The 25342-nt window shown below is 62.9% G+C and carries 25 protein-coding genes and 1 tRNA gene; 19 read left to right on the top strand and 7 right to left on the bottom strand.

The features are described 5' to 3' along the window. Positions 1-230: 230 nt before the first annotated feature. The gene (locus FJ424_RS25575; RefSeq protein ID WP_095765425.1) at positions 231-851 is read left to right on the top strand and encodes an invasion associated locus B family protein; all 621 of its coding nucleotides are present in this window, start codon (positions 231-233) and stop codon (positions 849-851) included. 97 nt (positions 852-948) lie between these two features. Here the strand turns inward: FJ424_RS25575 and hspQ are convergent, their stop codons facing one another. Next, positions 949-1272 carry a heat shock protein HspQ gene (hspQ, locus tag FJ424_RS25570; RefSeq protein ID WP_181182136.1) on the bottom strand — a complete coding sequence of 108 codons (324 nt, stop codon included), beginning with the start codon at positions 1270-1272 and terminating at the stop codon, positions 949-951. A gap of 214 nt (positions 1273-1486) precedes the next feature. On the opposite strand from hspQ, the gene FJ424_RS25565 reads away from it, so the two are divergent. Then, entirely contained in the window at positions 1487-2449 is a 963-nt protein-coding gene (locus FJ424_RS25565; protein WP_140657811.1) for an AEC family transporter, read from the top strand. On the opposite strand, the gene FJ424_RS25560 is transcribed toward FJ424_RS25565, so the two are convergent. Next, positions 2426-3637 carry a UbiH/UbiF family hydroxylase gene (locus FJ424_RS25560; protein ID WP_140657809.1) on the bottom strand — a complete coding sequence of 404 codons (1212 nt, stop codon included), beginning with the start codon at positions 3635-3637 and terminating at the stop codon, positions 2426-2428. The genes FJ424_RS25565 and FJ424_RS25560 overlap by 24 nt on opposite strands. Before the next feature lie 101 nt (positions 3638-3738). Between FJ424_RS25560 and FJ424_RS25555 the strand changes: the two genes are divergently transcribed. The 8 genes from FJ424_RS25555 to FJ424_RS25520 all read left to right on the top strand — a co-directional run bounded on the left by FJ424_RS25555 (position 3739) and on the right by FJ424_RS25520 (position 12179). Then, complete coding sequence (locus FJ424_RS25555) at positions 3739-4629, top strand: DUF2182 domain-containing protein (RefSeq protein ID WP_140657807.1); 891 nt, start codon at positions 3739-3741, stop codon at positions 4627-4629. A 13-nt stretch (positions 4630-4642) separates the two neighbouring features. Beyond that, positions 4643-5257, top strand: coding sequence for a DUF1326 domain-containing protein (locus FJ424_RS25550; protein ID WP_140657805.1), 615 nt, complete (start codon positions 4643-4645; stop codon positions 5255-5257). After that, complete coding sequence (pcsA, locus tag FJ424_RS25545; protein WP_181167066.1) at positions 5254-6072, top strand: phosphatidylcholine synthase; 819 nt, start codon at positions 5254-5256, stop codon at positions 6070-6072. The genes FJ424_RS25550 and pcsA overlap by 4 nt, the downstream gene beginning before the upstream one ends. 131 nt (positions 6073-6203) lie before the next feature. Further along, a complete protein-coding gene (locus tag FJ424_RS25540) occupies positions 6204-7181 on the top strand; it encodes a quinone oxidoreductase (protein ID WP_140657803.1) in 978 nt (325 codons plus the stop codon). 254 nt (positions 7182-7435) lie between these two features. Then, positions 7436-9013, top strand: a complete 1578-nt coding sequence (locus tag FJ424_RS25535; RefSeq protein WP_181182135.1) for an ABC transporter ATP-binding protein — start codon at positions 7436-7438, stop codon at positions 9011-9013. Then, on the top strand, positions 9010-10140 hold the full coding sequence (locus FJ424_RS25530; protein ID WP_140657799.1) for an ABC transporter permease: 1131 nt from the start codon (positions 9010-9012) through the stop codon (positions 10138-10140). Before FJ424_RS25535 ends, FJ424_RS25530 begins: the two co-directional genes overlap by 4 nt. Further along, the gene (locus FJ424_RS25525; protein ID WP_140657797.1) at positions 10140-11060 is read left to right on the top strand and encodes an ABC transporter permease; all 921 of its coding nucleotides are present in this window, start codon (positions 10140-10142) and stop codon (positions 11058-11060) included. The genes FJ424_RS25530 and FJ424_RS25525 overlap by 1 nt, the downstream gene beginning before the upstream one ends. A 51-nt stretch (positions 11061-11111) precedes the next feature. Further along, the gene (locus FJ424_RS25520; protein WP_140657795.1) at positions 11112-12179 is read left to right on the top strand and encodes a BMP family ABC transporter substrate-binding protein; all 1068 of its coding nucleotides are present in this window, start codon (positions 11112-11114) and stop codon (positions 12177-12179) included. A gap of 80 nt (positions 12180-12259) precedes the next feature. Here the strand turns inward: FJ424_RS25520 and rimO are convergent, their stop codons facing one another. From rimO to FJ424_RS25505, 3 genes are all read right to left on the bottom strand, one after another. Then, complete coding sequence (rimO, locus tag FJ424_RS25515; RefSeq protein ID WP_140657793.1) at positions 12260-13573, bottom strand: 30S ribosomal protein S12 methylthiotransferase RimO; 1314 nt, start codon at positions 13571-13573, stop codon at positions 12260-12262. Between the two features lie 177 nt (positions 13574-13750). Then, the gene (locus FJ424_RS25510; protein WP_140657791.1) at positions 13751-14437 is read right to left on the bottom strand and encodes a TerC family protein; all 687 of its coding nucleotides are present in this window, start codon (positions 14435-14437) and stop codon (positions 13751-13753) included. 167 nt (positions 14438-14604) lie between these two features. Continuing rightward, a complete protein-coding gene (locus FJ424_RS25505; protein WP_181175524.1) occupies positions 14605-15012 on the bottom strand; it encodes a DUF930 domain-containing protein in 408 nt (135 codons plus the stop codon). Positions 15013-15105: 93 nt separating this feature from the next. Between FJ424_RS25505 and FJ424_RS34380 the strand changes: the two genes are divergently transcribed. Further along, positions 15106-15234, top strand: coding sequence for a hypothetical protein (locus FJ424_RS34380; RefSeq protein WP_281405447.1), 129 nt, complete (start codon positions 15106-15108; stop codon positions 15232-15234). Further along, entirely contained in the window at positions 15227-15454 is a 228-nt protein-coding gene (locus FJ424_RS25500) for an autotransporter outer membrane beta-barrel domain-containing protein (protein WP_140646208.1), read from the top strand. The genes FJ424_RS34380 and FJ424_RS25500 overlap by 8 nt, the downstream gene beginning before the upstream one ends. A gap of 327 nt (positions 15455-15781) precedes the next feature. On the opposite strand, the gene FJ424_RS25495 is transcribed toward FJ424_RS25500, so the two are convergent. Continuing rightward, positions 15782-16468, bottom strand: a complete 687-nt coding sequence (locus tag FJ424_RS25495) for an outer membrane protein (protein WP_181175523.1) — start codon at positions 16466-16468, stop codon at positions 15782-15784. Positions 16469-16800: 332 nt separating this feature from the next. Then, positions 16801-16890 (bottom strand) — tRNA-Ser (locus FJ424_RS25490). A gap of 578 nt (positions 16891-17468) precedes the next feature. Between FJ424_RS25490 and FJ424_RS25485 the strand changes: the two genes are divergently transcribed. From FJ424_RS25485 to FJ424_RS25455, 7 genes are all read left to right on the top strand, one after another. Next, positions 17469-18731 (top strand): septal ring lytic transglycosylase RlpA family protein, encoded by a 1263-nt coding sequence (locus FJ424_RS25485; protein WP_140657788.1) that lies wholly within the window; start codon positions 17469-17471, stop codon positions 18729-18731. Between the two features lie 122 nt (positions 18732-18853). Then, entirely contained in the window at positions 18854-20032 is a 1179-nt protein-coding gene (locus FJ424_RS25480) for a D-alanyl-D-alanine carboxypeptidase family protein (RefSeq protein ID WP_140657786.1), read from the top strand. A gap of 72 nt (positions 20033-20104) precedes the next feature. Further along, entirely contained in the window at positions 20105-20779 is a 675-nt protein-coding gene (gene tmk, locus FJ424_RS25475) for a dTMP kinase (protein ID WP_140657892.1), read from the top strand. Next, a complete protein-coding gene (locus tag FJ424_RS25470; RefSeq protein WP_140657784.1) occupies positions 20776-21831 on the top strand; it encodes a DNA polymerase III subunit delta' in 1056 nt (351 codons plus the stop codon). Before tmk ends, FJ424_RS25470 begins: the two co-directional genes overlap by 4 nt. Before the next feature lie 89 nt (positions 21832-21920). Continuing rightward, positions 21921-23468 carry a methionine--tRNA ligase gene (metG, locus tag FJ424_RS25465; protein WP_140657781.1) on the top strand — a complete coding sequence of 516 codons (1548 nt, stop codon included), beginning with the start codon at positions 21921-21923 and terminating at the stop codon, positions 23466-23468. Continuing rightward, entirely contained in the window at positions 23468-24262 is a 795-nt protein-coding gene (locus tag FJ424_RS25460; protein WP_140657779.1) for a TatD family hydrolase, read from the top strand. The genes metG and FJ424_RS25460 overlap by 1 nt, the downstream gene beginning before the upstream one ends. 3 nt (positions 24263-24265) lie before the next feature. Further along, positions 24266-25087: an MBL fold metallo-hydrolase gene (locus FJ424_RS25455; protein WP_140657777.1), complete on the top strand. Its 822-nt coding sequence runs from the start codon at positions 24266-24268 to the stop codon at positions 25085-25087. Positions 25088-25342: the final 255 nt, after the last annotated feature.

Here is a 25342-nt window from a genome sequence, read left to right as displayed (position 1 = left end):
GAATCGGCGCCCGATTGGGAATCAGGTTCAGCCGCTCTAGCGCCGATCGACGCTCGCCAATGAGAGAGGAAACCGCGAAGAAATCGCGGAAACCGGGCTGGATTCGACGCCGCTGGCAGTGTAACACGCGCTCCGAAGTCATCCTGTTGCCTCATTTGGGCAACAGGTAGCTGGACCACACGGCACGAAGAAGCCGGTCCCCGGGATCATTTGAGAGGAAAGTGCACCATATGACGATCAACGCGTACCGCCTTTCGGTGCTGGCCGCAGGCGTGGTCGGCGTTCTGGGCGCCGGGCTTTTCACCGCCTCGGCTCAACAACAGCCGCAAATCCCGCAGGGCTGGTTCAAGGCCTGCACCAAGCAGGAAGACGTCGACATCTGCAATGTGCAAAACATCGTCACCGCCGGCAACGGCCAGCTCGTGACCGGCGTCAGCCTGATCGAGCTCAAGGGCAAGGTGAACCGCAAGGTCTTCCAGGTTACGGTTCCGACCGGCCGCCTCGTCCCTCCGGGCATTGCGCTCCAGATCGATGCCGGCAAGGCGCAGAAGCTCGACTATGTGATCTGCTTCCCGGATCGCTGCGTCGCGGAAGTGCCGCTGAGCGACCAGCTCGTCGCTTCCTTCAAGAAGGGGCAGGGGATCACGCTCACGTCGATCAACTTCCAGAACCAGCCGAACCCGATCAAGATCGCGCTCACCGGCTTCAGTGGCGCCTATGACGGCCCGCCGCTGCAGCAGTCGGACATCGAGGACCGGCAGAAGAAGCTGCAGGACTTCGTCGCCAAGAACAATCAGGACTTCGCCAAGAAGCTCAAGGACGAGCAGGACAAGGCCAAGACCGCGAACTGATCGCGGAAGCGTGTTTCTCGGAAAACAAAAAAGCGGGGCAAATGCCCCGCTTTTTTGTTGTCGCCGCGCGGCGCGCGTTGAGCAACATTCGTTGGCTTCAGTGCCTCGACTGGTGCTTTGGCTCGTAGCGGCCGTCCGGCAGCTTGTCGAACATCTCGCCGATCTGCGGATGCCGCACCGGCTCGCCCGACCGGTCCTCGAGCAGGTTCTGCTCGGACACATAGGCGATGTATTCGGTCTCCGAATTTTCCGCCAGAAGATGGTAGAAAGGCTGGTCCTTGCGCGGACGCGCATCGGCGGGAATGGCCTCGTACCATTCCTCGGTGTTGGCGAATTCGGGATCGACGTCGAAGATCACGCCGCGGAACGGAAACAGCCTATGGCGAACCACTTGTCCGATCGAGAATTTGGCCGTTTTCATCACGTTCACCACTTAGGTTCCGAGGCGCCTGTCGTGGCTGCGCGCAAGGCGCCTAAGACCTTGAATTTACACGTCACCCGGCCAAAAATCGACCCCGACTTTCGGCTTGGTGCCTATTTGGCGCAGACGCTGCGGCAATTCAATAGCCGAACTCCTTGACCTTAGCCGAAGCAACGGGTTAGCCCCGCACGGGAGTTTTCCCGCCCGAGCGAAAATGTCTGACATCATCGGTCTCGTTCTTCCATTCTTCGGCATGATCTTTGTCGGTTTCCTGGTGGCGCGCATCACCAGGCAGCCGCTGGAGGCGCTCGGCTGGATGAACATTTTCATCGTCTATGTCGCGCTGCCGGCTTTGTTCTTTCAGTTGCTCGCCAAGACGCCGTTCGAGCAGTTGACGGAGTGGAGCTTCATCCTCGGCTCGCTGATCGCCACCTACGCGATCTTCACGCTGATGTTCGCCTGGTCGGTCTTCGTTTCCCGTGGCGGGATCGCGCCGGCGACGATCACCGCCCTTGCAGCCGCTTACGGCAACATCGGCTATATGGGACCGGGCCTTGCTTTGCTCGCATTCGGCGAGCAGGCGGCGGTGCCGGTGGCGCTGATCTTCTGCTTCGAGAACATCGTGCATTTCACCGTCGCGCCGATGATGATGGCGTTGTCGGGCAAGGAGAAAGCGCCGCCGCTCCAACTGGCGTTCGGCGTCGTGAAGAAGATCGCGCTGCATCCCTTCATCATCGCGACGGCCCTTGGCGTCGCCGCCGCCTATGTGGAATTCCGGCCGCCGCTGCCTGTCGATCGCTTCCTCGACTATCTTGCCCGCGCGGCCGCGCCTTGCGCCTTGTTTGCGATGGGGGTGACGCTGGCGCTCAGGCCGCTCAACCGCGTGCCGCACGAGCTTGCATTGATCGCCGGGCTGAAGCTGGTCGTCCACCCGCTGCTTTGCTATGTCGTGCTGAGCTGGATCGGCAATTTCTCGCCGACCTGGGTCTTTTCCGCCATGCTGCTGGCGGCTCTGCCGACGGCGACCAACGTCTTCGTGATCGCGCAGCAATACGACGTGTGGGTGCAGCGGGCTTCGGCCAGCGTGCTGATCACGACATGCCTTTCGGTGGTGACGGTGACCGGGCTGCTCTACGCGATCCGGCACGGAATCCTACCGGCCGACCTCCTTCCTTAAGCCGCCCGCAATCGCGCGAAAACCGCTGCCGGGTCGCAGTCCCTCGCGCATGAAGAAGGCGCGCAGGGGGGCGAAGCCGCGCAGCGCGTTGAGGCCGGCGCTGCGCGCCAGCTGCGCCGGCAGCATGTCGGACAAGAGCGACATGTTGAGCAGGTTCACCGCGCCGCTGCGCGCCCATATGTCGGGCCGGCGCCTCGTGTCATAGGAGGCTAGGCTTCGGCGTGATCCGGGATCGCTGCTGTTTTCACTCGCGATTCCAACCAGATCGTCGATATCCCTGATGCCGAGGTTGAGGCCTTGGGCGCCGATCGGTGGAAACACATGCGCTGCCTCGCCGACCAGCGCCACGCGGTTTTGCGCGAAGCGACCGGACGAGGCCGCCGACAAAGGATAGACTTGGCGGCCCGGCTCGACCGAGACCCGGCCAAGCATCGATTGCATCTGTTCCTCGACACGCCCCGACAAGGTTGTATCGTCGAGCGCGGCAAGTTCCTGCGCCATCTCCGGCTTCACCACCCAAACAAGGCTCGAGCGCCTGCCGGGCAGCGGGACCTGCGTGAACGGCCCTGTTTCGGTGTGGAACTCGGTCGAAACGAAGCCGTGCTCGCTGCGGTGGCTGAAATTGAGCACGAGCGCCGATTGCGGATAGGGCCGCGCAGAAGCGCGAATGCCGGCGGCTTCCCGCGCCGGGGACAGGCGACCGTCGGCGGCGACCGCCAGGGACGCGGAGATTTCGCTGCCGTCGGCCAGCCGGGCGCGGGCCTGATCGGCGTCCAGGCGCCATGACTCGACAATGGATTTCAGCCATTCGACGCCGCGATGGGCTGAAACGGCCTTGGCGAGGATGGGGATCAGAACCTTGTTCGGCAAATTGAGTCCGAACTGTTCCTCGCCGATCTCGCTGGCGCGAAAGGTCACGGTCGGGCTTCGGATCAACCGGCGGGTTGCGTCGACGATGCGCATCACCTTGAGCGGCGCGGCCTGCGGCTTCAGTTCGGCAAGGATGCCCAGCCGGTCGAGAACCTTCAGCGCTGGATTCATCAGGGCGGTGGTGCGGCCGTCGGTGGTGTTGGCCTCGGGGCCGACCAGCGTCAGGTCAAAACCGGCCTCGGCAAAGCTGAGCGCCGCGATCAAGCCGGCCGGACCGCTGCCGGCAACCAGGATGCGGGCTTTGTCGTTGTGCTCCACGCCAGGCTTCCACAATGCGAGGCGACCCGTCGGGCCTTTATGCGGATATAGGGCAGATCAGCCGGCTTGATCAACGCGGCGATTCAGCCCATTCGATTGTCATGAGTGGTGAGCAGCACGATTTCAGCCATCTCGACCGGGCGGGCCGCGCGACGGCGGGCGTGGCGCGCAGCCCGCGCCGCGCTGTCATGCTGACGATCGGTATGGGCGTCGCTCTTGCCTGGCTCCTGCTCGGCGCGATGGCGATACGCGGCGCTGAAAGCAGCCCGGCCGGCGTCCCCGGCGACATGCTGCTGAAGAATCTGCCGAGCCTGCCGTTGCCGAGTATTCTGGACCGGTTCTTCGCTCTTTGCCTCGCGCCCGCGCCGCTTGCCGGCCCGGCCGGCCTGCAGGCGTCGGCGCTGGTGCTGATGTGGTTCCTGATGGCCGTGGCGACGATGCTGCCTTCGGCGGCGCCCTTGATCCGCACCTATTGCGAAATCGCCGACACGGCGAGAATCAAGGGCGAACCCGCCGTTCATCCGCTGGTGCTTGTCGCCGGATACCTTACCACATGGCTTGGCGCATCCGTGGGCTTCACGCTGTTGACGCTTGCGATCTACGCCTTTGCCGGTTCCGGCCGGATGCTCGATCCCGCCATCGGCATTGCCGGCGGCGCCGCGCTGCTCGTCGCCGGCCTCTATCAGTTCAGCGGCCTGAAACAGGCATGCCTGGAAAAGTGCCGCAACCCGTTCTCGATCCTGTTCGCCAACTGGAGCGCCAAACCAGCCCGCATCTTCCGTTTGGGGCTGGAGCAGGGCGCCTGGTGCCTCGGTTGCTGCTGGGCGCTGATGCTGCTGATGTTCGCCGTCGGCGCGATGAACGTCTTCTGGATGGCGTTGATCGGCCTGTTCACCCTGATCGAAAAACAGACCACCGGCAGGGTGGTCAGCCGGGTTGCCGGTGCGATACTGCTTGTGTGGGCGGCTGCCCTGCTATTAGTTTCGGCGTGAGGGGGAGAATTCGATGAGCGACCAAAGCTGGGCAATGAAAGGGGAGTTGGTACTCTCCTGCAATTGCACGGTTTTCTGTCCCTGCGTGCTGTCGCTCGGCAGCCATCCGCCGACCGAGGGTTACTGCCAGACCTGGGCCGGCTTCCGCATCGACGCGGGCCATTTCGGCGACGTCGACCTGTCGGGCCTCAATCTTGGCCTGATCATGGAAATCCCCGGCTATATGAGCCGCGGCAACTGGACGGCCGGACTGTTCATCGACAAGCGCGCCTCGGTCTATGCGGTGAAGGCGCTGACGAAGATCTTCACCGGCAAGGCCGGCGGCACGACATCGCTGCTGTCGATCCTGGTCGGGAAATTCCTCGGCGTCGAGCAGGTGCCGATCACCTACGAGACGCGCGACAAGACGCGCGTCTTCCAGATACCGAAGATCATAGACGGTGCGGTGACGCCAATTGCCGGCAAGGATCGCGAGAAGGATACGATGATCACCAATTCGGAATATTGGATCGCGCCGGAAATCATCGTGGCGAAGTCCGACAAGAGCAAGATGCGGGCCTTCGGCCGCAACTGGAATTTCGCCGGCCGCTCGGCCGAAATCTGCAAGCTGGACTGGCGGGGACCGTGAGCAAGAACACAGCGGCCAGGAAGGCAGCCAAGAAGATCGCAGAGCGGCTTCCGCTGCCGAAGAAGAAGGTGACGTGGCCGCAGGCGCGCGCGTTCTCCGTTCATCTGCTCACTGCGTCAGGATCGTTCCTTGCCTTCCTGTCGCTGGTGGCGGCGAGCGAGGAACGCTGGACGGCGATGTTCTGGTGGCTGGGGCTGGCGCTTTTCGTCGACGGCATCGACGGCCCGATCGCCAGGAAGCTCGAGGTCAAGGAGATCCTGCCGACGTGGTCGGGCGAGCTCCTCGACAACATCATCGACTATGTCACTTACGTGCTCATACCGGCCTTCGCGCTCTATCAGCGTGGCTTCATGGGCGAGAACCTGTCTTTCCTGTCCGCGGCCATCATCGTCGTCTCCAGCGCGATCTACTATGCCGACACCGGCATGAAGACGAAGGAGAACTTCTTCAAGGGGTTCCCGGTCGTCTGGAACATGGTGGTATTCACGCTCTTCGTCATAGAGCCGGGCCAATGGGTGTCTTTTGCCGTTGTGGTGGTCGCAGGCATTTTGACCTTCCTGCCGATCAATTTCATCCATCCGGTGCGCGTCGTGCGGCTGAGGCCGGTCAATCTCGGCATGACGCTTTTGTGGTGCGCCTTCGGCGCGCTGGCGCTGGCGCAGGCAGCACTTGCCGCCTTCTACGACAAGATCGGCGTGCTGGGAGAGCAGGTCAACAGTTTCACCAAGATCGGCATCACGATCACCGGCCTCTATCTCGCCTGCATCGGAGGCGTCATGCAGATGTTTCCCAATCTGGGCACCAAGAAGTCCTGATCCTGGATCTGGATGACATTTGTTGAATGGTCATCCTGAACTTTTGTTGGAGCATGGTCTTCCCCGACGCCAGGCGCGCGGTCATGCTCCAGATCCTGTCCATATCCCATATCCTTCAGAGAGTTTGAGCGATGTCCAAGGCAATCCGCATCCACGCCAATGGCGGTCCCGAAGTCCTGGCCTATGAAAATGCCGATCCGGGCCAGCCGGGAGAAGGCCAGATCCTGATCCGGCACACGGCGATCGGCCTCAACTTCATCGACGTCTACCACCGCTCCGGGCTTTACCCGCCACCCGGCGGCTTTCCGCTGATCCCGGGCGGCGAGGCGGCAGGGGTCGTGCTGGCACTCGGTACCGGCGTCGACTGGCTGAAGCCCGGCGACCGCATTGCCTATGCGGTCAATGTCGGGGCCTATTGCGAGAAACGGGTGATCGCCGCCGACCGTGTGGTCAAGGTGCCGGACGGCATCAGCGACGAACAGGCGGCGGCCATGATGCTGAAGGGCATGACGGCCGAATACCTCTTGCGCCGCACCTTTCCCGTCAAGGCCGGCGACACGATCCTCTATCACGCCGCCGCCGGCGGCGTCGGCCTGATCCTCGGCCAATGGGCAAAGCATCTCGGCGCGACGGTGATCGGCACCGCGAGCTCCGCCGACAAGATCGAACTCGCCCGGGCGCATGGCTTCGACCACGTCATCAACTACAAGGATCAGGATTTCGTCGCCGGCGTCGCGGCGCTTACGGACGGGAAGAAATGCGACGTCGTCTACGATTCCGTCGGCGCCGACACCTTTCCGGCATCGCTTGATTGCCTGCGGCCGCTCGGCATGTTCGTCAGCTTCGGCCAGTCGTCCGGGCCGATCCCGCCTTTCTCGATGTCGCTGCTGGCGCAGAAGGGCTCGATCTATGCGACCCGGCCGACACTGTTCGTCTACAACGCCAAGCGCGAGGATCTGGTGAAGTCTGCCGAAGCGCTTTTCGACGTGGTCGAGAGCGGCGCCGTCGAGATCAAGATCAACCAGCGCTATGCGCTGAAGGACGCGGCAAAGGCGCAAGCGGATCTCGAGGCGCGCAAGACAACGGGAACGACTGTCCTCATTCCCTAGAGCGTTTCACTGCTTCACACTTTTCGGCGCCATGCTGTAGCCGGCTGCCCTGTTTTTCGGCGACTTGCCGTCCCCGAAGGCAGGGCCTTGCCCGAAAAGCGTTGTTGATTTGCTGTCGTTCTCTACGGGTCTATCTTAGCCCTTGAGTTTCCGCTGAAATTCTTGAAGCTCTTTCAAGTCGGGTGCTGCTTTCCGACTGGAGCCGGCCGCGCATACCATGCTTTCGGGAACACAGAACATATCTGGGAAACCAGATGGGAGGCACTGTGAGTGCAAATCATGACAGGGCGAACCTGCTTGAGGTTCGTGGTCTAACCAAGATTTTCGGCACGCTGACGGCGTGCGATCACATCGATCTCAATATCGCAAAAGGCGAGATCCACGCGTTGCTCGGCGAGAACGGCGCCGGCAAGTCGACGCTGGTCAAGATGCTCTTCGGATCGCTCGAGCCGAACTCGGGCGAGATCTTCTGGGACGGCAAGCTGGTCAAGATCACCAGTCCGGGCGTGGCCAAGAAGCTCGGCATCGGCATGGTGTTCCAGCATTTCTCGCTGTTCGAAGCGCTTACTGCGGCCGAGAACATCGCGCTTTCGCTCAATGACGGTTCGCCGATCGGCAGCATCGCGGCGAAGGCGAGGGCGCTGTCTTACAGCTACGGCCTGCCGCTCGATCCGGATTCGCTGGTCGGCGATCTTTCGGTCGGCGAACGCCAGCGCATCGAGATCATCCGCTGCCTGTTGCAGACGCCGCAGCTCATCATCCTCGACGAGCCGACCTCGGTGCTGACGCCGCAGGAAGCCGACAAGCTGTTCGAAACGCTGGAGCGCCTGCGCTCGGAAGGCAAGTCGATCCTCTACATCTCGCACCGGCTGGAAGAGGTCAAACGCATCTGCGACCGCGCCACGGTGCTGCGCCACGGCAAGGTCGTCGGCCATTGCAATCCGCGCCAGGAGACCGCCGCGTCGCTCGCCCGCATGATGGTCGGCAGCGAGGTGAAGGCCGTGGTGCGCGCGCCGGCTGAAGGCATCGAGACGGCGCCGGCGCTGCTGGAAATCCGCGGACTTACCCGCAGGCCGGCGACCCCTTTCGCCATTCCGCTCAAGAACATCAACCTCACCGTGCGCGCCGGCGAAGTGATCGGCATCGCGGGCGTGGCCGGCAACGGCCAGGGCGAGTTCTTCGAATCCGTCTCCGGCGAAGTGCTGCAGCAGGATGCCGGCTCGGTCCGCATTCGCGGCAAGGACGCCGGAGGCCTATCGATCACCGGCCGCCGCCTGATGGGCGCCGCCTTCGTGCCGGAAGAGCGCCTCGGCCATGGCGCGGCACCGCGCATGAAGCTTTCGGAGAACCTGCTGCTCTCGCGTCACGCCACCGACGGCAAGGCTTTCGTCGGCTCAGGCGGCATGGTCAAGAACGGCGCGGTGTACAGCGCCGCGCAGCGCATCATCACGGCCATGGACGTGCGCAAGAGCGCGCCTGATCCGGAGGCGGCTGCGCTGTCGGGCGGCAATCTGCAGAAATTCATCGTCGGCCGCGAGCTCGACCGCAAGCCGAGCGTGATGGTCGTCAACCAGCCGACCTGGGGCGTCGACGCGGGTGCGGCGGCGCACATCCGCCAAGCGCTGATCGAGCTTGCCCGCAGCGGATCGGCGGTCCTCGTCATCAGCCAGGACCTCGACGAGTTGTTCGAACTGTCGGATGCGATCGCCGTCATGCACAACGGAGAACTGTCGGTGCCGCTGCCGATCGCCGAGGCGACGTTCGAGAAGATCGGCCTGTTGATGGGCGGCGCCGAGCCCGGCCACGCCGAACACAGCCTGGAGGTGGCATGATGCGCATCGAACTCGTCAAACGCCCGCAGCGCTCGGCGCTGTTCTCGATGCTGTCGCCCTTCATCGCCTTCGCGCTGACGATCATCGCCGGCGCCATCATGTTCGCCTTGCTCGGCGTCAATCCGCTCAATGCCTTCGAGATCTATTTCGTCGAGCCGATCAGCCAGGTCTGGCAGCTGCACGAACTGGCGATCAAGGCAGCACCGCTCATCCTGATCGCGGTCGGCTTGTCGGTCTGCTACAAGGCCAACATCTGGAACATCGGCGCCGAAGGCCAGTTCATTTTCGGCGCGATCTTCGGCTCGATCATCCCGGTGCTGTTCCCGCAATTCGAAGGCCCGCTGGTGATCCCGCTGATGCTTCTGCTCGGCATGGTCGGCGGCGCGTTCTACGCTTCCATCCCGGCGTTGTTGAAGACCCGCTTCAGCACCAACGAGATCCTGACCAGCCTGATGCTTGTCTATGTCGCGCAGCTCTTCCTCGACTGGCTGGTGCGCGGTCCATGGCGCGATCCGCAAGGCCATGGCTTCCCGCAAACGATCCAGTTCGGCGATTCCGCTGTGCTTCCCGAGCTGATGCCGGATGCCGGCCGCGCCAATTGGGGCTTCGTCTTCGCCCTGGTGGCCGCCGTGCTGGTCTGGCTGATGATGAGCCGCATGCTCAAGGGTTTCGAGGTGCGCGTGCTGGGCTCCAGCCCAAGGGCAGGGCGCTTCGCCGGCTTCGGCTTCAACCGGATGGTGTTCTTCACCTTCCTTCTGTCCGGCGCGCTGGCCGGCCTTGCAGGCATCTCGGAAGTCTCCGGCGCCATCGGCCAGTTGCAGCCGGTGATATCGCCCGGCTACGGCTTCACCGCCATCATCGTCGCCTTCCTCGGCCGGCTCAATCCGCTGGGTATCGTGGCCGCGGGCCTGGTGCTGGCGCTGACCTATCTGGGCGGCGAGGCGGTTCAGAGCGCCCTCGGCATTTCCGACAAGGTGGCGCGCGTGTTCCAGGGCATGCTTTTGTTCTTCGTGCTCGGCTGCGACACGCTCATCCATTACCGCATTCGCCTGATCGGCATGGCGCTGACGAAGCCGAACGGCGCGGCGCAGCTCGAAGCGGCGCCCAAGCTCGAGGAGGCCCGCTGATGGACATCGCCGTCAACATCCTTTTGACCATTGCGACCGCGGCGACGCCGCTTTTGATCGCGGCGATCGGCGAGCTGGTGGTCGAGCGCTCAGGTGTGCTCAATCTCGGCGTCGAGGGCATGATGATCATGGGCGCCGTCGGCGGCTTCGGTGCCGGCTACCTCACCGGGTCGCCGTGGATCGGCCTGCTTGCCGCTATCATCGTCGGCGCGCTGTTCTCGCTGCTGTTCGCCGTCATGACGCTGTCGCTCGCGACCAACCAGGTGGCGACCGGCCTGTCGCTGACGCTGCTCGGTCTCGGCCTTTCCGGCATGATCGGCACCAGCTTTGTCGGCCAGCCGGGCGTGAGATTGCCAAATCTCGACATCCCGGGGATCAGCTCGATCCCGGTCGTCGGCAGGCTGATCTTCGGCCAGGATCCGGTCTTCTACATCTCGATCGCGCTGACCGCGGCGGTGATGTGGTTCCTGTTCAAGACGCGCACAGGGCTTACGCTGCGCTCGATCGGCGACAGCCATACGTCGGCGCACGCGCTCGGCATCAAGGTCATCCGCTACCGCTATCTCGCCGTGATCTTCGGCGGCGCCTGCGCCGGCCTTGCCGGCGGGCACCTGTCGCTGGTCTACACGCCGCAATGGGTGGAGAACATGAGCGCGGGCCGTGGCTGGATCGCGCTGGCGCTGGTGGTGTTCGCTTCCTGGCGCCCGTGGCGGGTGCTGGCCGGCGCTTACATCTTCGGCGCGGTGTGGATCGGCCAGCTTCATGCACAGGCTTTTGGCATTCCGGTGCCTTCACAGTTTCTTTCTTCGCTGCCCTATCTGGCAACCGTCGTGGTTCTCGTTCTAATCTCGCGCAACAAGCGGCTGACGATGATGAACACGCCGGCTTCGTTGGGGCAGCCATTTGTTCCGGATCGTTGACAACAACAAAAAGACGGGAAGCTCCAAGGCTTAACTCAGAGAGGTAACACAATGAAAAAACTGCTTATTGCGTTGATGACCACGGCCGCGGCCCTGTCCCTGGCGGCAACCGCCGAGGCCGCCGACAAGCTCAAGGCCTGCTGGGTCTACACGGGTCCGATCGGCGACTTCGGCTACTCCTACCAGCACGACCAGGGCCGGCTCGAAGTCGAGAAGGCGCTCGGCGACAAGGTCGAGACCGCCTATCTCGAAAACGTCTCGGAGGGCCCGGACGCCGACCGCGCTTTCGAGCGCCTGGCGCGCGAGAATTGCAAGATCATCTTCGGCACTTCCTTCGGCTTCATGGATGCCGAGGTGAAGGTCGCCAAGAAGTTTCCCAAGGTGATGTTCGAGCATGCCACCGGCTTCAAGACCGGCGACAATCTCGGCATCTACAATGCGCGCTTCTATGAAGGCCGCTATGTGCTCGGCCAGATCGCGGCCAAGGAATCGAAGAAGGGCCTCGCCGGCTACATCGTTTCCTTCCCGATCCCGGAAGTGGTGATGGGCATCAACTCCTTCATCCTCGGCGCCCAATCGGTCAATCCCGACTTCAAGGTGAAGATCGTGTGGGTGAACTCCTGGTTCGATCCGGGCAAGGAAGCCGACGCCGCCAAGGCGCTGTTCGACCAGGGCGCCGACATCATCGTCCAGCACACCGATTCGACCGCCGCGCTGCAGGTCGCCGAGGAGCGCAAGCTGCATGGTTTCGGCCAGTCGTCCGACATGATCAAGTTCGCGCCGAACGCGCAGCTGACCTCGCTGACCGACGAATGGGGCCCGTATTACATCAGCCGCGTGCAGGCGGCGCTCGACGGCACCTGGAAGCCTGACAATGTGTGGCTGGGCATCAAGGACGGCGCGGTCAAGCTCGCTCCCTTCACCAACATGCCCGACGACGTGAAGGCGATGGCGGAGGCAACCGAGAAGAAGATCGCTGGCGGCTGGAATCCCTTCACTGGACCGGTGTCCAAGCAGGATGGCTCGCCCTGGCTGAAGGACGGCGAGGTCGCCGACGACGGCACGCTGCTCGGCATGAATTTCTACGTCAAGGGCATCGACGACAAGTTGCCGCAGTAAGCGGCAAGTCGCGGAACCGAAACGGAAAAGGGCGCCCGGGCGCCCTTTTTCTTTGAAACTGCGAAGGTTCGCGTGGGCTGTCAGACCGCCGAGCCGTAAAGGTCGTAAGCGTCGGCGCGGTCGATCTTGACCGTGACGATCTCGCCGGCACGCAGCGGCCGCCGCGACTGGATGTGCACCGAGCCGTCGATCTCCGGCGCATCGTATTTGGTGCGGCCTTTGCCGGATGTGCCATGCGCCTCGTCGATCAGCACCGGCAGGCGCTTGCCGACCTTCCTGGCGAGCTGCGCTGCCGAGATTTTCTGCTGGCGCTGCATGAACCGGTGCCAGCGCGCTTCCTTGATCTCCTGCGGCACCTGCTCCAGCCCGAGGTCGTTGGAGCGCGCGCCCTTTACCGGCTCGTATTTGAAACAGCCGGCGCGGTCGATCCTGGCTTCGTCCAGCCAGTCGAGCAGCATCTGAAAATCGTCTTCGGTCTCGCCGGGGAAACCGACGATGAAGGTCGAGCGAATGGCGAGGTCCGGGCAGACCTCGCGCCAGCCGCGGATGCGGTCCAGCGTCTTTTCGCCATGCGCGGGGCGCCGCATGTTCTTCAGCACCTGTGGCGAGGCGTGCTGGAAGGGAATGTCGAGATAGGGGAGGATCTTTCCCTCGGCCATCAGCGGAATGACGTCGGCGACATGCGGGTACGGGTACACATAATGCATGCGTATCCAGATGCCGAGCTTGCCGAGCTCCTCGGAGAGGTCGAGGAATTTCGCCCGCACCTCGCGATCGCCAAACATCGACGTCTGGTACTTGATGTCGATGCCGTAGGCGCTGGTGTCCTGCGAAATGACCAGGATCTCCTTGACGCCGGCCTTGGCGAGCTTTTCGGCTTCGCGCAGCACGTCCGCGGCCGGGCGCGAGACGAGATCGCCGCGCAGCGCCGGAATGATGCAGAAGGTGCAGCGGTTGTTGCAGCCCTCGGAAATCTTCAGATAGGCGTAGTGGCGCGGCGTCAGCTTCACGCCCTGCGGCGGCAACAGGTCGACATAGGGATCGTGGCTCGGCGGAGCCGCCTCGTGAACCGCCGCCATCACGCTCTCATAGGCCTGCGGGCCGGTGATCGCCAACACATTGGGGTGTTTTTCGCGGATGACCTCCGGCTCGGCGCCGAGGCAGCCGGTGACGATGACGCGGCCGTTCTCCGACAGCGCCGAGCCGATGGCGTTGAGCGACTCGTCGCGCGCGGAATCGAGGAAGCCGCAGGTGTTGACCACGACGAGGTCGGCGCCGTCATGCTTGCGCGCGATCTCGTAGCCTTCGGCGCGAAGCCGCGTGATGATGCGCTCGGAATCGACGAGCGCCTTCGGGCATCCAAGACTGACGAAACTGACGCGTGGGGCGGACATGGACTTTTTTCCAAGAGATGAGAGCGAGATCGAGGATTGAGCCTCAGGCTCCGGAGATCGATCTACGCGCGCGGCTTTGAGCCATTTCGCGCGGCGCAATAGCACGCTTCGGCAGAGATGCAAACCTGCCAGCCGGCCAGGAAAAGGCGATGCGGCAAACGCTCGCCTGAAAAGGCGTCAGTGGCCGTCCGGCCCGAACCATGGCGCTAGGAAGGCAAAATGGTCGGGAAACTGCTGCACGGCGCCTCCCAGAAGCATGTTCACCGCGACATAGAGGATGATCAGCAGGCCGACATAGGCGATCCAGCGGTACTTGTGCAGCAGGCGCGCGACGAAGGATGCGGCAAAGCCCATCAGCGCGATCGAAAGGACCAATCCGATGATCAGCACCGTGGGATGCTTCATGGCCGCGCCGGCGACGGCAAGCACGTTGTCGAGCGACATCGAAACGTCGGCGATGACGATCTGCCAGGCGGCTTGCGAGAAGGTCTTGCGCGGGCCCTTGCCAGAGATCCTGCCGTCCTTGTTGTAGTCGCCGTTCGACAGCGCTTCTGTCGCGTCGCGCTCATCCTCGTGGCTGACGCGCAGCTCGCGCCACATCTTCCAGCACACCCACAGAAGCAGGAGCCCGCCAGCGATGAGTAGCATCGGGCCGATGCTCAGCAGCCATTGCGTGATCAGGGCAAAGATTATGCGCAGGACAGTGGCTGCCGCGATGCCGACCAGGATGGCGCGCTTGCGCTGATCCGCGGGAAGCCCGGCCGCCGCCAAGCCGATCACAATCGCGTTGTCGCCCGCGAGCGCGAGGTCGATTGCGACGACCTGGAGGAGAGCCGAAAGGCCTGCGGCAGTGAATATTTCCATCGACTAGAAATCCTTGCCTGAAATCAGCGTAGCCTTTACCGAGACGGCCCTAAAGGCATGGTCCATCGGCGTCAAGGCGCAGGTTTGGACATCGCCGGAAAACAACGCCGCCGGCGCAAGCCCTCAAGGATTTCGGGTGGTCGCCGGCAAGCTGGCGAGGCCGAAAACTAGTCGTAGAGATTATATTTGGCCCAGTCGGATTCCGGGATTTCGTCGCCGATCTTGTAGCGGAACTGCAGCACTTGCATGTGGTCCGGCGCGGTTTGGCATTTGAACTTCAGCCGGTACCATTGGCCATTGCTGCGGAAGGCGGCGCCCGAGCTTTTGATGGCATCGGCGCTCATTTGCGGTGTGGCGAAGGCGTAGGCCACGACGCGGTCGGCCTTGTAGTTGCGATCGTCGTGGCTGATCCGGTCGAGCACCTCGGCGTCACAGCGCTGCTCGAGGCGAGTCTGCGGATCGAGTTTCATCAGGCCGGCGCGCAATGCATTGTCCATCGCCTTGGCCGGCAAGACCGGCGTCAGCGACGCCAGAACCATCAGGCAGAGCTTTTTCATGGGCGCGAGAAGCAGCATATTTTGTCCGAGAAATCAAATAAACGGTGTTTTACCAACCGTTGATCGTTCCACCAATGCGCGCCGGAGGCCGCTTCGTCTGACGGCGGCGCGTTGGGGCTGAGCTTCGATCACCGCGTCGTCATTTCGCTGCCGGTCTCGCTGGGCCTGCAGCTCGATACCACGATCGGCGTCGGCGACGGCCAGTCGCTGCAGGCCTGGCCGCGCGGCCTGGGTGCATGAGTTCGAGCCGGACCGCTCGGTGAAGCCAAGCTTCCAGGCGGCTCCGGGCACTTCCTTCGTCATCCAGGGCACCTCGGCCGCCGAGGACGCGGTTGCGGTCAATGCCGGGCTGAAGATGAACTGGAGCTCAAACACCTCGATGTTCGCCGCCTTCGACGGCAAGTTCGGTGACGGCTTGCAGAGTTATGGCGGCGATGTCGGTCTCAAGGTGAACTGGTAGAGGGACTGGCGACCAACCTCGACCGAGGATCGCGCCCCGATCCTGCGAAGCTTGAACCGCGATGCAAGGTGGCGGAGGGAGTGGTTTTTAAACTCTTCGATTCCATAGCTCGCCGAACTTCTGTTGGTTGCGAGAGGGAGGTTGGGCGGAAGAGCAGCAAATATTCAAACAGGCGCTGGCGCGGTCGATCTGCGACAACTTCACAACGAATTCAACGATCAATGGTGCGCTCGACCTAGGGAATGGCAAGTGGGGTAAAGGTAGGGGTCCATTCTGGCTTGCTGGTGAGCTTTGCGACGGTCGCAATGGCAGAGGCAAGTGGGCAGATTAAAACTTGTAGCTCACACCAACGCGAACTGCGTGGTCTCGAATTTTCATAGTTTCGATCACATCCGGAAAGACTGGGGCCTCATTTCCGCTTGCGGTCCCGAAGTCAGTGTAGCGATACTCTAGTCGCGCGCTCCATTTATCAGCGAACGCGTACTCCAATCCGGCACCGATGGTCCAACCGGTTTTGGTCTTCGTCCAAGATTGCAAAGTTGCCGGGTCCGGGCCGCCGGCAAAGCGGAAATTGCCAAAGGCAACGCCACCGGTAACATAGGGCAGGAAGCGATCGAAGGCGTATCCGACCCTAACGCGCGCGGAGCCTTGCCAGCGCAAATCGGCGCTACCGGCACCCAAACTTAAAATTGGCTTGTTAAAACTGCCTTTGACATTGGCGTATTCGATATCGCCTTCCACACCAACGACAAGCGGCGAGTCGAATTGGTGATTGTATCCAACGTACAGGCCACCAACAAAGCCGCTTGGAGTAAAAGTCCCGCTTGGGTAAGGGGCGTGAGGGCCGTTGAAACTGTAGCTGGTCCTCGCCCACTCGTAACCGGCTTGAGCCCCGACGTAGAGCCCCGTCCAGTTGTACGTAGACGCCACCGGGTCCGAGGCTAGAACGCCAGCAGCGAAAGCGCCGCCAGTAGAAGCAATGAGAGTTGCGGTCGCGAGCAGAATCGATTTCATGCCAGGCTCCGTGTTACGCATCAGGGGCTATAGGAGCAACGTCTTAGCGGCAATATCTGTACTTCCGAGCCTTCAGGCGATTTCAATGCCCTGTTGCGGCGAAGCAACACGACCTGGAAAGGGACGTTATCAGAGCACGTCATGGCCGGCGGGACGCATGGATTTTCACAGGGGCGGGCCGGTCAGGTTGGAGATTCATAAGCTGCCAAGAGGGTGAGAGATGCTGTTGCATGGCGTCGCATACCGTCTGAATCAATAGCATTTCGAATAGCGGGCATTTTGGCGGGTAAGCTTTGAAAAATGCTAAATTATTAAATTAAATCAAGTCATTGTGGCGGAGGGAGTGGGATTCGAACCCACGGTGAACTTGCGCCCACGCCGGTTTTCAAGACCGGTGCCTTAAACCGCTCGGCCATCCCTCCATCGTGATTTTCACGAGGCGCTTCGTCCTGTTGGTGCCAAAGGCCGTGCCGACAGGATCGAGAGCGCCCATGCTCTAGTGCGATGCGCAAAGACCTGTCAATCGCAGGAACGGCTCAATCCATTGTTTTGCGGAGCCGGGGACAGCCGGTTCGTTGCATTGACAGTGCCGTCAAGAGCCTGTCAATCTCAATCTGCTAATATTTCAAACAGGGGGCAATCATGAAGAAAACCTACGAGAAACCCGTGCTGACAAAGCGTGGCATGCTGTCTCGTGCGACGGCCCAGCAGGTGCCGTCCGATGCGCGGGCGGATTAGCGGACAACCTTTACTCTTAGTCGGATTTGAAGCCGTCGATCTTGTGGGCCGACGTTGTTGGCAGCAGGGCATTCTCGAAGAGCGCGGATTTTCCGAGCGTGGTGGTACCGCCTCGCGCCATAATCTCGCCCTGTTGCGGCCATAATCGATTAACATCGTGATAAGCAATTCCTGTGCAAAAGGGATTGGGGATCAAGGTGTTGGCCTGGCGGGCGACTTCTGGCCCCGACGGGTGGCAGCACGGTAGGGGACAATCGAAAACATGCAGATTTCGGCGCGCCCGCGTCTTCGTCGCGCTTCTGTTTTCGCCCTGTGCGCCCTTTCGGGCCTGCTTTTGGCTGCCTGCGCCTCGCAGCCCGAACCCAAAGGGATGGTCTACAAGAAGGCCCGCTCCAAGGAATATTTCGCCGAATCCGAATATGGCGTGAAAGCGAGTCCGCGTGTCCAGTTCATGCGGCGCGGCGGCGGCCGCGACCAGCTCGGCAAGCCCTACCAGGTGCGCGGCAGGTGGTACTATCCCAAGGAAGACAAGGGCTACGCCAAGGTCGGGCTTGCTTCCTGGTATGGCGATGCGTTCCACGGCCGTCTGACCGCCAATGGCGAAATCTATGACATGACGCATCTGACGGCGGCGCATCCGACGATGCCGCTGCCGAGCTATGCCCGCGTCACCAATCTGGAGACCGGCAGCTCGGTGATCGTGCGCGTCAACGACCGCGGCCCCTATCACGAAGGCCGCATCATCGACGTCTCCGAACGCGCGGCGCAGATGCTCGACTATGCCAAGGTCGGCACGGCCAGGGTCAAAGTCGAATATGTCGGCCGCGCGCCGCTCGACGGCGACGACGACCAGTATCTGGTGGCTTCCTACCACCCCGGCAACAACCGGCCGGATCCTTCGGACGGCCTGCCGACCGGCGTGATGGTGGCCATGAACGGCCCATCGCCGAGCCTGCCGGTGGGCGCGCCGCCGGCCGCCGTGCCGTTCCCTGGCCAATTGACCAATTCGGGGGAGGCCTTTGCCGCGCAGCCGGGCCTGTCGGAGCAGCCGGCCGTGCAGCCGGCTGCATTCTCGGTGCAGGGCGCCAGCGATGTCGTGCTGCCCGATTTCGGGCCGATCGTACCGGAACGGCCGGATCTTACGCTTCCGTCGAACTCGCCCTTCGCCATGGCTTCGCTGTCTTACGCGGACGAACGGGTAAAGCGCGCGGATGTCTTTGCGGCGCTCGATGCCGGCGGCATGTCGCCGGCCGATGTCCTGCAGTCGTGGCGGAAATCGATCCGTCAGGAACAGACGCCCGCATCCGACTACGTCGCCGCCGGCTCCTTCGACGAGGCCGCGGAGGCAAAGCGCGTGGCCGCGGCGCTCGAGCCGTTCGGCCGGGCCGAGATCCAGCGCACCGAACTCGACGGCAATGACTGGTATGCGGTCAACGTCTACCCGGACGGCCATGGCAGCATCGACGACCTGCTTCAGGCAGCCTGGTCGCATGGCGCGCCGGATGCGCTGGCTGTGCGTAACTGATCAAATTCGCGCGGCCCGTTGATCCGGTCGAAATAATCCTGATAGCTTGGCCGCGGGGTAGTTTTGCGCAATTCCGGGTGGCTCCACGCTTTCCGGTATTGCCCAGATTGGGTCGACATTTCATGCAATTGCGCCTTTTTCCACCTTTCGCCAGCCTTCTGGGATTGGTGCTGGCGCTGCTTTGCTCCGCGCCTGCATGCGCGCAGCTTTTCGAGACGAAGGCGACGCAGGCGTTCATGATCGATGCCGACACCGGCACCGTGCTCTTCGCCAAGGACCCCGACAAGCCGATCCCGCCGGCCTCGATGGCCAAGCTGATGACGATGGAAATGGTCTTCAACGCCATCAAGTCGAAGCGGATCACGCTCGACGACACTTTCGTCGTCAGCGAAAACGCCTGGCGCACCGGCGGCGCGCCATCCGGGACCTCGACCATGTTCGCCAAGCTCAAATCCGAGGTCCGCGTCGAGGATTTGATCCAGGGCGTCACCGTGCAGGCGGCCAATGACGGCTGTATCGTCCTCGCCGAGGGCATGGCGGGCTCGGAAGCGAATTTCGCCGCTCAGATGACCGATCGCGCCCGTCAGCTCGGCCTCTCGAAATCCACCTTCGTCAATTCGACCGGCCTGCCGGCGGACGGCCAGCAGACGACGGTGCGGGAGCTGACGATGCTGGCGCTGCATCTGTGGCGCGACTATCCGGAGTTCTTCCACTATTACGGCCAGCCGGACTTCACCTGGAACAAGATATCGCAGAGGAACCGCAATCCGCTGATCGCCATGGGCATCGAGGCCGACGGCTTCGTGGCCGGCGCCAGCGAGCAGGCGGGCTTCGGCCTGGTCGGCACCGTCAGCCACAACGGCACGCGCGTGATCGCCGCTCTCAGCGGACTGGCAAATGACCGCGAACGCTCCGAAGAGGCGCGTAAGCTGCTCGACTGGGGCTCGCGGTCATTCCAGAAGACCGAGATCTTCGCCAAGGACGAGGTGGTCGGCGAAGCAGAGGTTTTCGGCGGTGCCAAGTCTGGCCTAGCCTTGAAAGCCAAAGGCCCCGTGGACATCTTTCTGCCGATCGCCAACCGCGACAAGCTGACCGCCAGGATCGTCTACCAGGGTCCGGTGTCGGCGCCGATCGAGGAAGGGCAACCGGTCGGGGAACTGCGCGTTTGGATAGGCGACACGCTGAGCCAGCAGACGCCGCTCTATGCCGCCGAGTCGGTGAAGGTGGGCACGCTGCCGCAGCGCGCACTGGACGCGGCCAAGGAACTCGCTGTCGGCTGGCTGCGTCAGAAACATTTGTGATCGGGCAAGTTCGTGGACCTTTTGTCGGACGAGAGCTATGACAGCGGCCAGCACGGGCAAAGGCAGTCTCGATTGGCGAGCGGATTTTTCATCACCTTCGAGGGCGGCGAAGGAGCAGGCAAGTCGACGCAGATCGAGCGGCTGGCGCGGCGCATGCGCGCCAAGAAATACGAGGTGCTGGTCAGCCGCGAACCGGGTGGATCGCCCGGCGCCGAGGCCGTAAGGCATGTGCTCCTGTCCGGGGCGGCCGAGCCGTTCGGCCCGAAGATGGAGGCGGTCCTGTTCGCCGCCGCGCGCTCCGACCATGTCGAGCAGGTCATCCGGCCGGCGGTCGAGCGCGGCTCGATCGTGCTGTGCGACCGTTTCATCGATTCCTCGCGCGTCTACCAAGGGGTCACGGGGGGGCTCGATGCCGATTTCATGAAGGCGCTGGAGGCAGTGGCCATCAATGGCATGATGCCGGACATGACGCTGATCTTCGACATCGATCCCGCTGAAGGCCTCAAGCGGGCCGCCGCGCGGCGCGGCGCCGGGGACGCCGCCGACCGCTTCGAGAAGGAGACATTGGCCATCCACCGGCGACGGCGCGAGGCTTTCCTTGCCATCGCCGAGGCGGAGCCGGAGCGCTGCATCGTCGTCGACGCTTCCGCCGATCCCGATACGGTGGAGGATGTCGTCACCGCCGCCGTCTTCGCGGCGCTGGAAGAACGGATGCCGGCGCAAAGGATTGAGACGGCGCCTGCATGATCTTCGAACGCATCGCCCCCGAGCAGCATGACACGCTGGACGGCGTGCCTGAGCCGGCTGAAACGCCGCGGCTGATCGGCCACGCGACGGCGGCAGGGATGCTTGCCGGCGCCTACCGCGCCGGCAAGCTGCCGCATGCGCTGATTTTCGCCGGGCCGCAAGGCATCGGCAAGGCGACGCTGGCGTTCCACATGGCGCACCATCTTCTGAGATATCCGGATTTCAAGACGGCGCCCGGCGCGCTCGCCGTTCCCGATCCGGCCTCCTCGCTGTTTCGCCAGATTGCCACCGGCGCGCATCCTTCGGTGCTGCATCTCACCCGTCCGGCCAATGACAAGACCAAGAGCTTCAAGACGGTGCTGACCGTCGACGAGATCCGCAAGGTCAGCCGCTTCCTGTCGATGACCTCGCATGACGGCAGCTACCGCGTCGTCATCGTCGATCCGGCCGACGACATGAACATCAACGCCGCCAATGCCTTGCTCAAGAATCTCGAAGAGCCGCCGGCACGCACCCTGTTCATTCTGGTGGTGCACGCACCGGGCAGCCTGTTGCCGACGATCCGCTCGCGCTGCCAGATGGTGCGGCTGGCGCCTCTGGCCGCCGACGAGCTGATGGCGGTGCTGGAAAATGTCGAGCCGCCGCCGCCGGACGATCCGGCCGCGCGCGCAGCACTTGCCGAGCGGGCAGGGGGCAGCGCCCGCAACGCGATCCTGCTCACCCAATATGGCGGGCTGGAGATCGCCGGCGCGCTCGACGCACTGGTGGCGGCCAGGAAGCCCGACATTGCCGGCGCCCACCGCCTTGCCGAGGCCGTGGCGGGACGCGATCAGGCGATCCAGTTCGACATCTTCAACCGCCGCGCGCTCGACCTGCTTTCGGCCGCCGCCAGCGAAGCGGCGCTGGCCGGCGACCTCGACAGGGCCAAATCGCTGTCCGAGGCTTGGCACGAAGCGCTGAACACGATATCTGAGGCCGAGACCTACAACCTCGACAAGAAGCAGCACGCCCTGACCATGATCGACCGCCTGAATTCTGCGATGCGAATGTGAATGCGCCTTGTCCTCGGGATGGCAATCGCCGTCTCGATGAGATATCCACCGCCACACTTCCCATTCAGACATTCATGGCGATTTCATCCATGGCACGCGAAAAATTCTATCTGACCACCCCGATCTTTTATCCGAATGGCAAGCCGCATATCGGCCATGCCTATACGGTCATTGCCAGCGACGCGCTGGCCCGCTTCCAGCGGCTGGACGGCAAGGACGTGTTCTTTCTCACGGGCACTGACGAGCATGGTCTCAAGATGCAGCAGACGGCCGAGAAGGAAGGCATCACGCCCTTGGAGCTTGCCGACCGCAATTCAGCAATCTTCCGCTCGATGACCGAGACCCTCGGCGCCTCAAATGACGAATTCATCCGCACGACCGAACCACGCCATTACGCGTCCTGCCAGGCGATCTGGAAGGCGATGGCCGCGAATGGCGACATCTATCTGGACCGCTACAGCGGCTGGTATTCGGTGCGGCAGGAGGCTTATTTCGACGAGAGCGAAACCACGCTCGGCGAGGATGGCGTGCGCCGCGAACCGCTTGGGTCGCCAGTCGAATGGAACGAGGAGGAAAGCTATTTCTTCCGGCTGTCCGCCTATCAGGATAAGTTGCTGGCGCTGTATGAAACCCAGCCGGATTTCGTCGGTCCGGCGGAGCGCCGCAACGAGGTGATGAGCTTCGTCAAGTCCGGCCTGAAGGATCTGTCGATCTCACGAACCACCTTCAAGTGGGGCGTTCCGGTGCCCGGCGACGACAAGCATGTGATGTATGTGTGGGTCGATGCTTTGACCAACTACATCACCGCCGCCGGCTATCCCGATACCAAGTCCCAGAAATGGAGCTTTTGGCCGGCCACGCATGTCATCGGCAAGGATATCGTGCGCTTCCATGCCGTTTACTGGCCGGCTTTCCTGATGTCGGCGGGGATCGAGCTGCCGAAACGGGTCTTTGCCCACGGCTTCCTGTTCAACCGCGGCGAGAAGATGTCGAAGTCGGTCGGCAATGTCGTCGACCCGTTCGCCATGGTCGAACATTACGGTCTCGACCGCGTGCGCTACTTCTTCCTGCGCGAGGTGCCGTTCGGCCAGGACGGCAGTTACAGCCATGAGGCGATCGTCAACCGCACCAATGCCGACCTTGCCAACGGCCTCGGTAATCTGGCGCAGCGCTCGTTGTCGATGATCGCCAAGAACTGTGGTGGCAAGGTGCCGGCGCGCGGCGACCTTACCGAGGCCGACACGGCGATCCTCGACCAGGCGATCGAAGCGTTGGCGGTTTCGCGTCGGGCGATGGCGGAGCAGGGCATCCACCTGGCGCTGGCGGCGATCTTCGGCGTTGTTGCCGAAGCCGATCGCTATTTCGCTTCGCAGGAGCCCTGGGCGCTCAAGAAGACCGACCCGGAGCGCATGGAAACCGTCTTGTGGGCAACGGCCGAACTGGTGCGGCGTGTGGCACTGCTTTGCCAGCCCTTCGTTCCCGGATCGGCCGCGAAACTGCTCGACCTGTTGGCCGTGCCCGCGGGCAAACGCGCTTTCGAGCATGTCCACGCCGACCATGCGCTGGTGCCCGGCGCGGCATTGCCGGCGCCGGAGGGCGTGTTTCCGCGCTATGTCGAGCAGGACGGCAACAACTGATGCTGGTCGACAGCCATTGCCATCTCGACTTTCCGGACTTCGCCGAGGAGCGGGCGGCTATCGTCGCCCGCGCCCTCGCCGCCGGCATCGGTCGCATGGTGACGATCTCGACGCGCGTGAGGCGCTTTCAGCAAATCCTTGAAATCGCTGAAACTTTCAATGAGGTCTATTGCTCGGTCGGCACCCATCCACACAATGCCGCGGAAGAGCTGGACGTCACCGCCGACGAGCTCGTGCGACTTTCCGACCATCCCAAAGTGGTGGCGATCGGCGAAGCCGGGCTCGATTACTATTATGACAAGGCGCCGCGCGATGCGCAGGCGCAGGGTTTTCGCACCCATATCGCGGCCGCGCGCCGGACCGGCCTGCCGCTGGTCATCCATTCGCGCGATGCCGACGACGACATGGCGGCGATCCTCGAGGACGAAACAGGGAAGGGCGCTTTCCCCTTCATTCTGCACTGTTTTTCGTCCGGACGCAGGCTGGCCGAAGTCGGCGTGGCGCTGGGCGGCTATGTCTCCTTTTCCGGCATCCTGACCTTCAAGAATTCCACCGAATTGCGCGCCATCGCCGCCGACGTCCCGCGCGACCGGCTGCTGGTCGAAACAGACGCACCCTACCTTGCGCCGGTCCCGCATCGCGGAAAACGCAACGAACCGGCCTATGTGGCGAACACGGCAAAGGTGCTTGCCGAGACCATCGGCGTAAGCGACGCCGAGATCGCCGATATCACCACCGGAAACTTCTTCCGGTTGTTCACCAAGATGCCGCGTCCCGACAGGGCGACAGGCTGAGGCATGGGCGACCGGCTGCGCTTTACCGTTCTTGGTTGCGGCTCATCGCCCGGCACGCCGCGCATCACCGGCGATTGGGGCAATTGCGACCCCAAGAATCCGAAGAACCGACGCATGCGCACGGCCGCGCTGGTCGAGCGTATTGCCGCCGACGGCGCGCGTACCACGGTCGTCATCGACACCGGGCCGGATTTCCGCGAGCAGATGCTGCTGGCCTCCGTCAAGCGCATCGACGCGGTCGTCTACACGCATCCGCATGCCGACCATATCCACGGCATCGACGATCTGCGCGGCTACGTGCTCGAGCAACGCCATCGCATCGACATCCATGCCGACGAGCCGACCATGCTGCGGCTGCGCCAGGCATTCCGCTATTGCTTCGAGACGCCATCCGGCAGCTCTTATCCGCCGATCGTCGAGGCTCACATCATCGATCACGCGAGGCCGGTCGTGATCGAAGGCGAGGGCGGCGCCCTCACCTTAGAGCCGCTGCCGCAGTTTCATGGCGATATCATCTCGCTCGGCTTCCGCATCGGCGGGCTTGCCTATTGCCCCGATATCAGCGGCTTCCCGGACGCCACCATCGAGCGTTTGCGCGGCCTCGACATGCTGGTGATCGACGCGCTGCAGTACAACACCCATCCCAGCCATCTGTCGCTCGGCCAGGCGCTGGAGTGGATCGAGAAGCTGGCGCCGAGGAACGCCGTGCTGACCCATATGCATGTGCCGCTCGACTACGCCGCCGTGATGGCCGAAACGCCGGATCACGTGGTGCCGGCCTATGACGGCATGGTGGTCGAAATTCCTTACGAGTCAGAACGATAGCGTCAGCTGCTCAGTTCGTGTTGCAGTTCGTCTGTCGAACGTTCGGTAGAGATCTCGAAGTCGCGAAGCATTGCAGGGAGTAATCCGCGGAGTTCGACGCCACCAGCGAAAGCCGCAGCAATTCCTGGGTATGCGCCCGACCCGTTAGTTCCATAATACATGTTATGCGACTTTCTGATGTAGCCGCCATTTAGTAATGCGACAGTTGCCCCAGTTAGAGATGCGACACTTCCCGCTTCCGAGGCTGGTCAACAT

This window comes from Mesorhizobium sp. B3-1-8, from assembly GCF_006439495.1.
Taxonomy (GTDB): domain Bacteria; phylum Pseudomonadota; class Alphaproteobacteria; order Rhizobiales; family Rhizobiaceae; genus Mesorhizobium.
The sequence above is the reverse complement of the archived record's forward strand: the minus strand, read 5'-3'. Positions and strand labels throughout refer to the sequence as shown.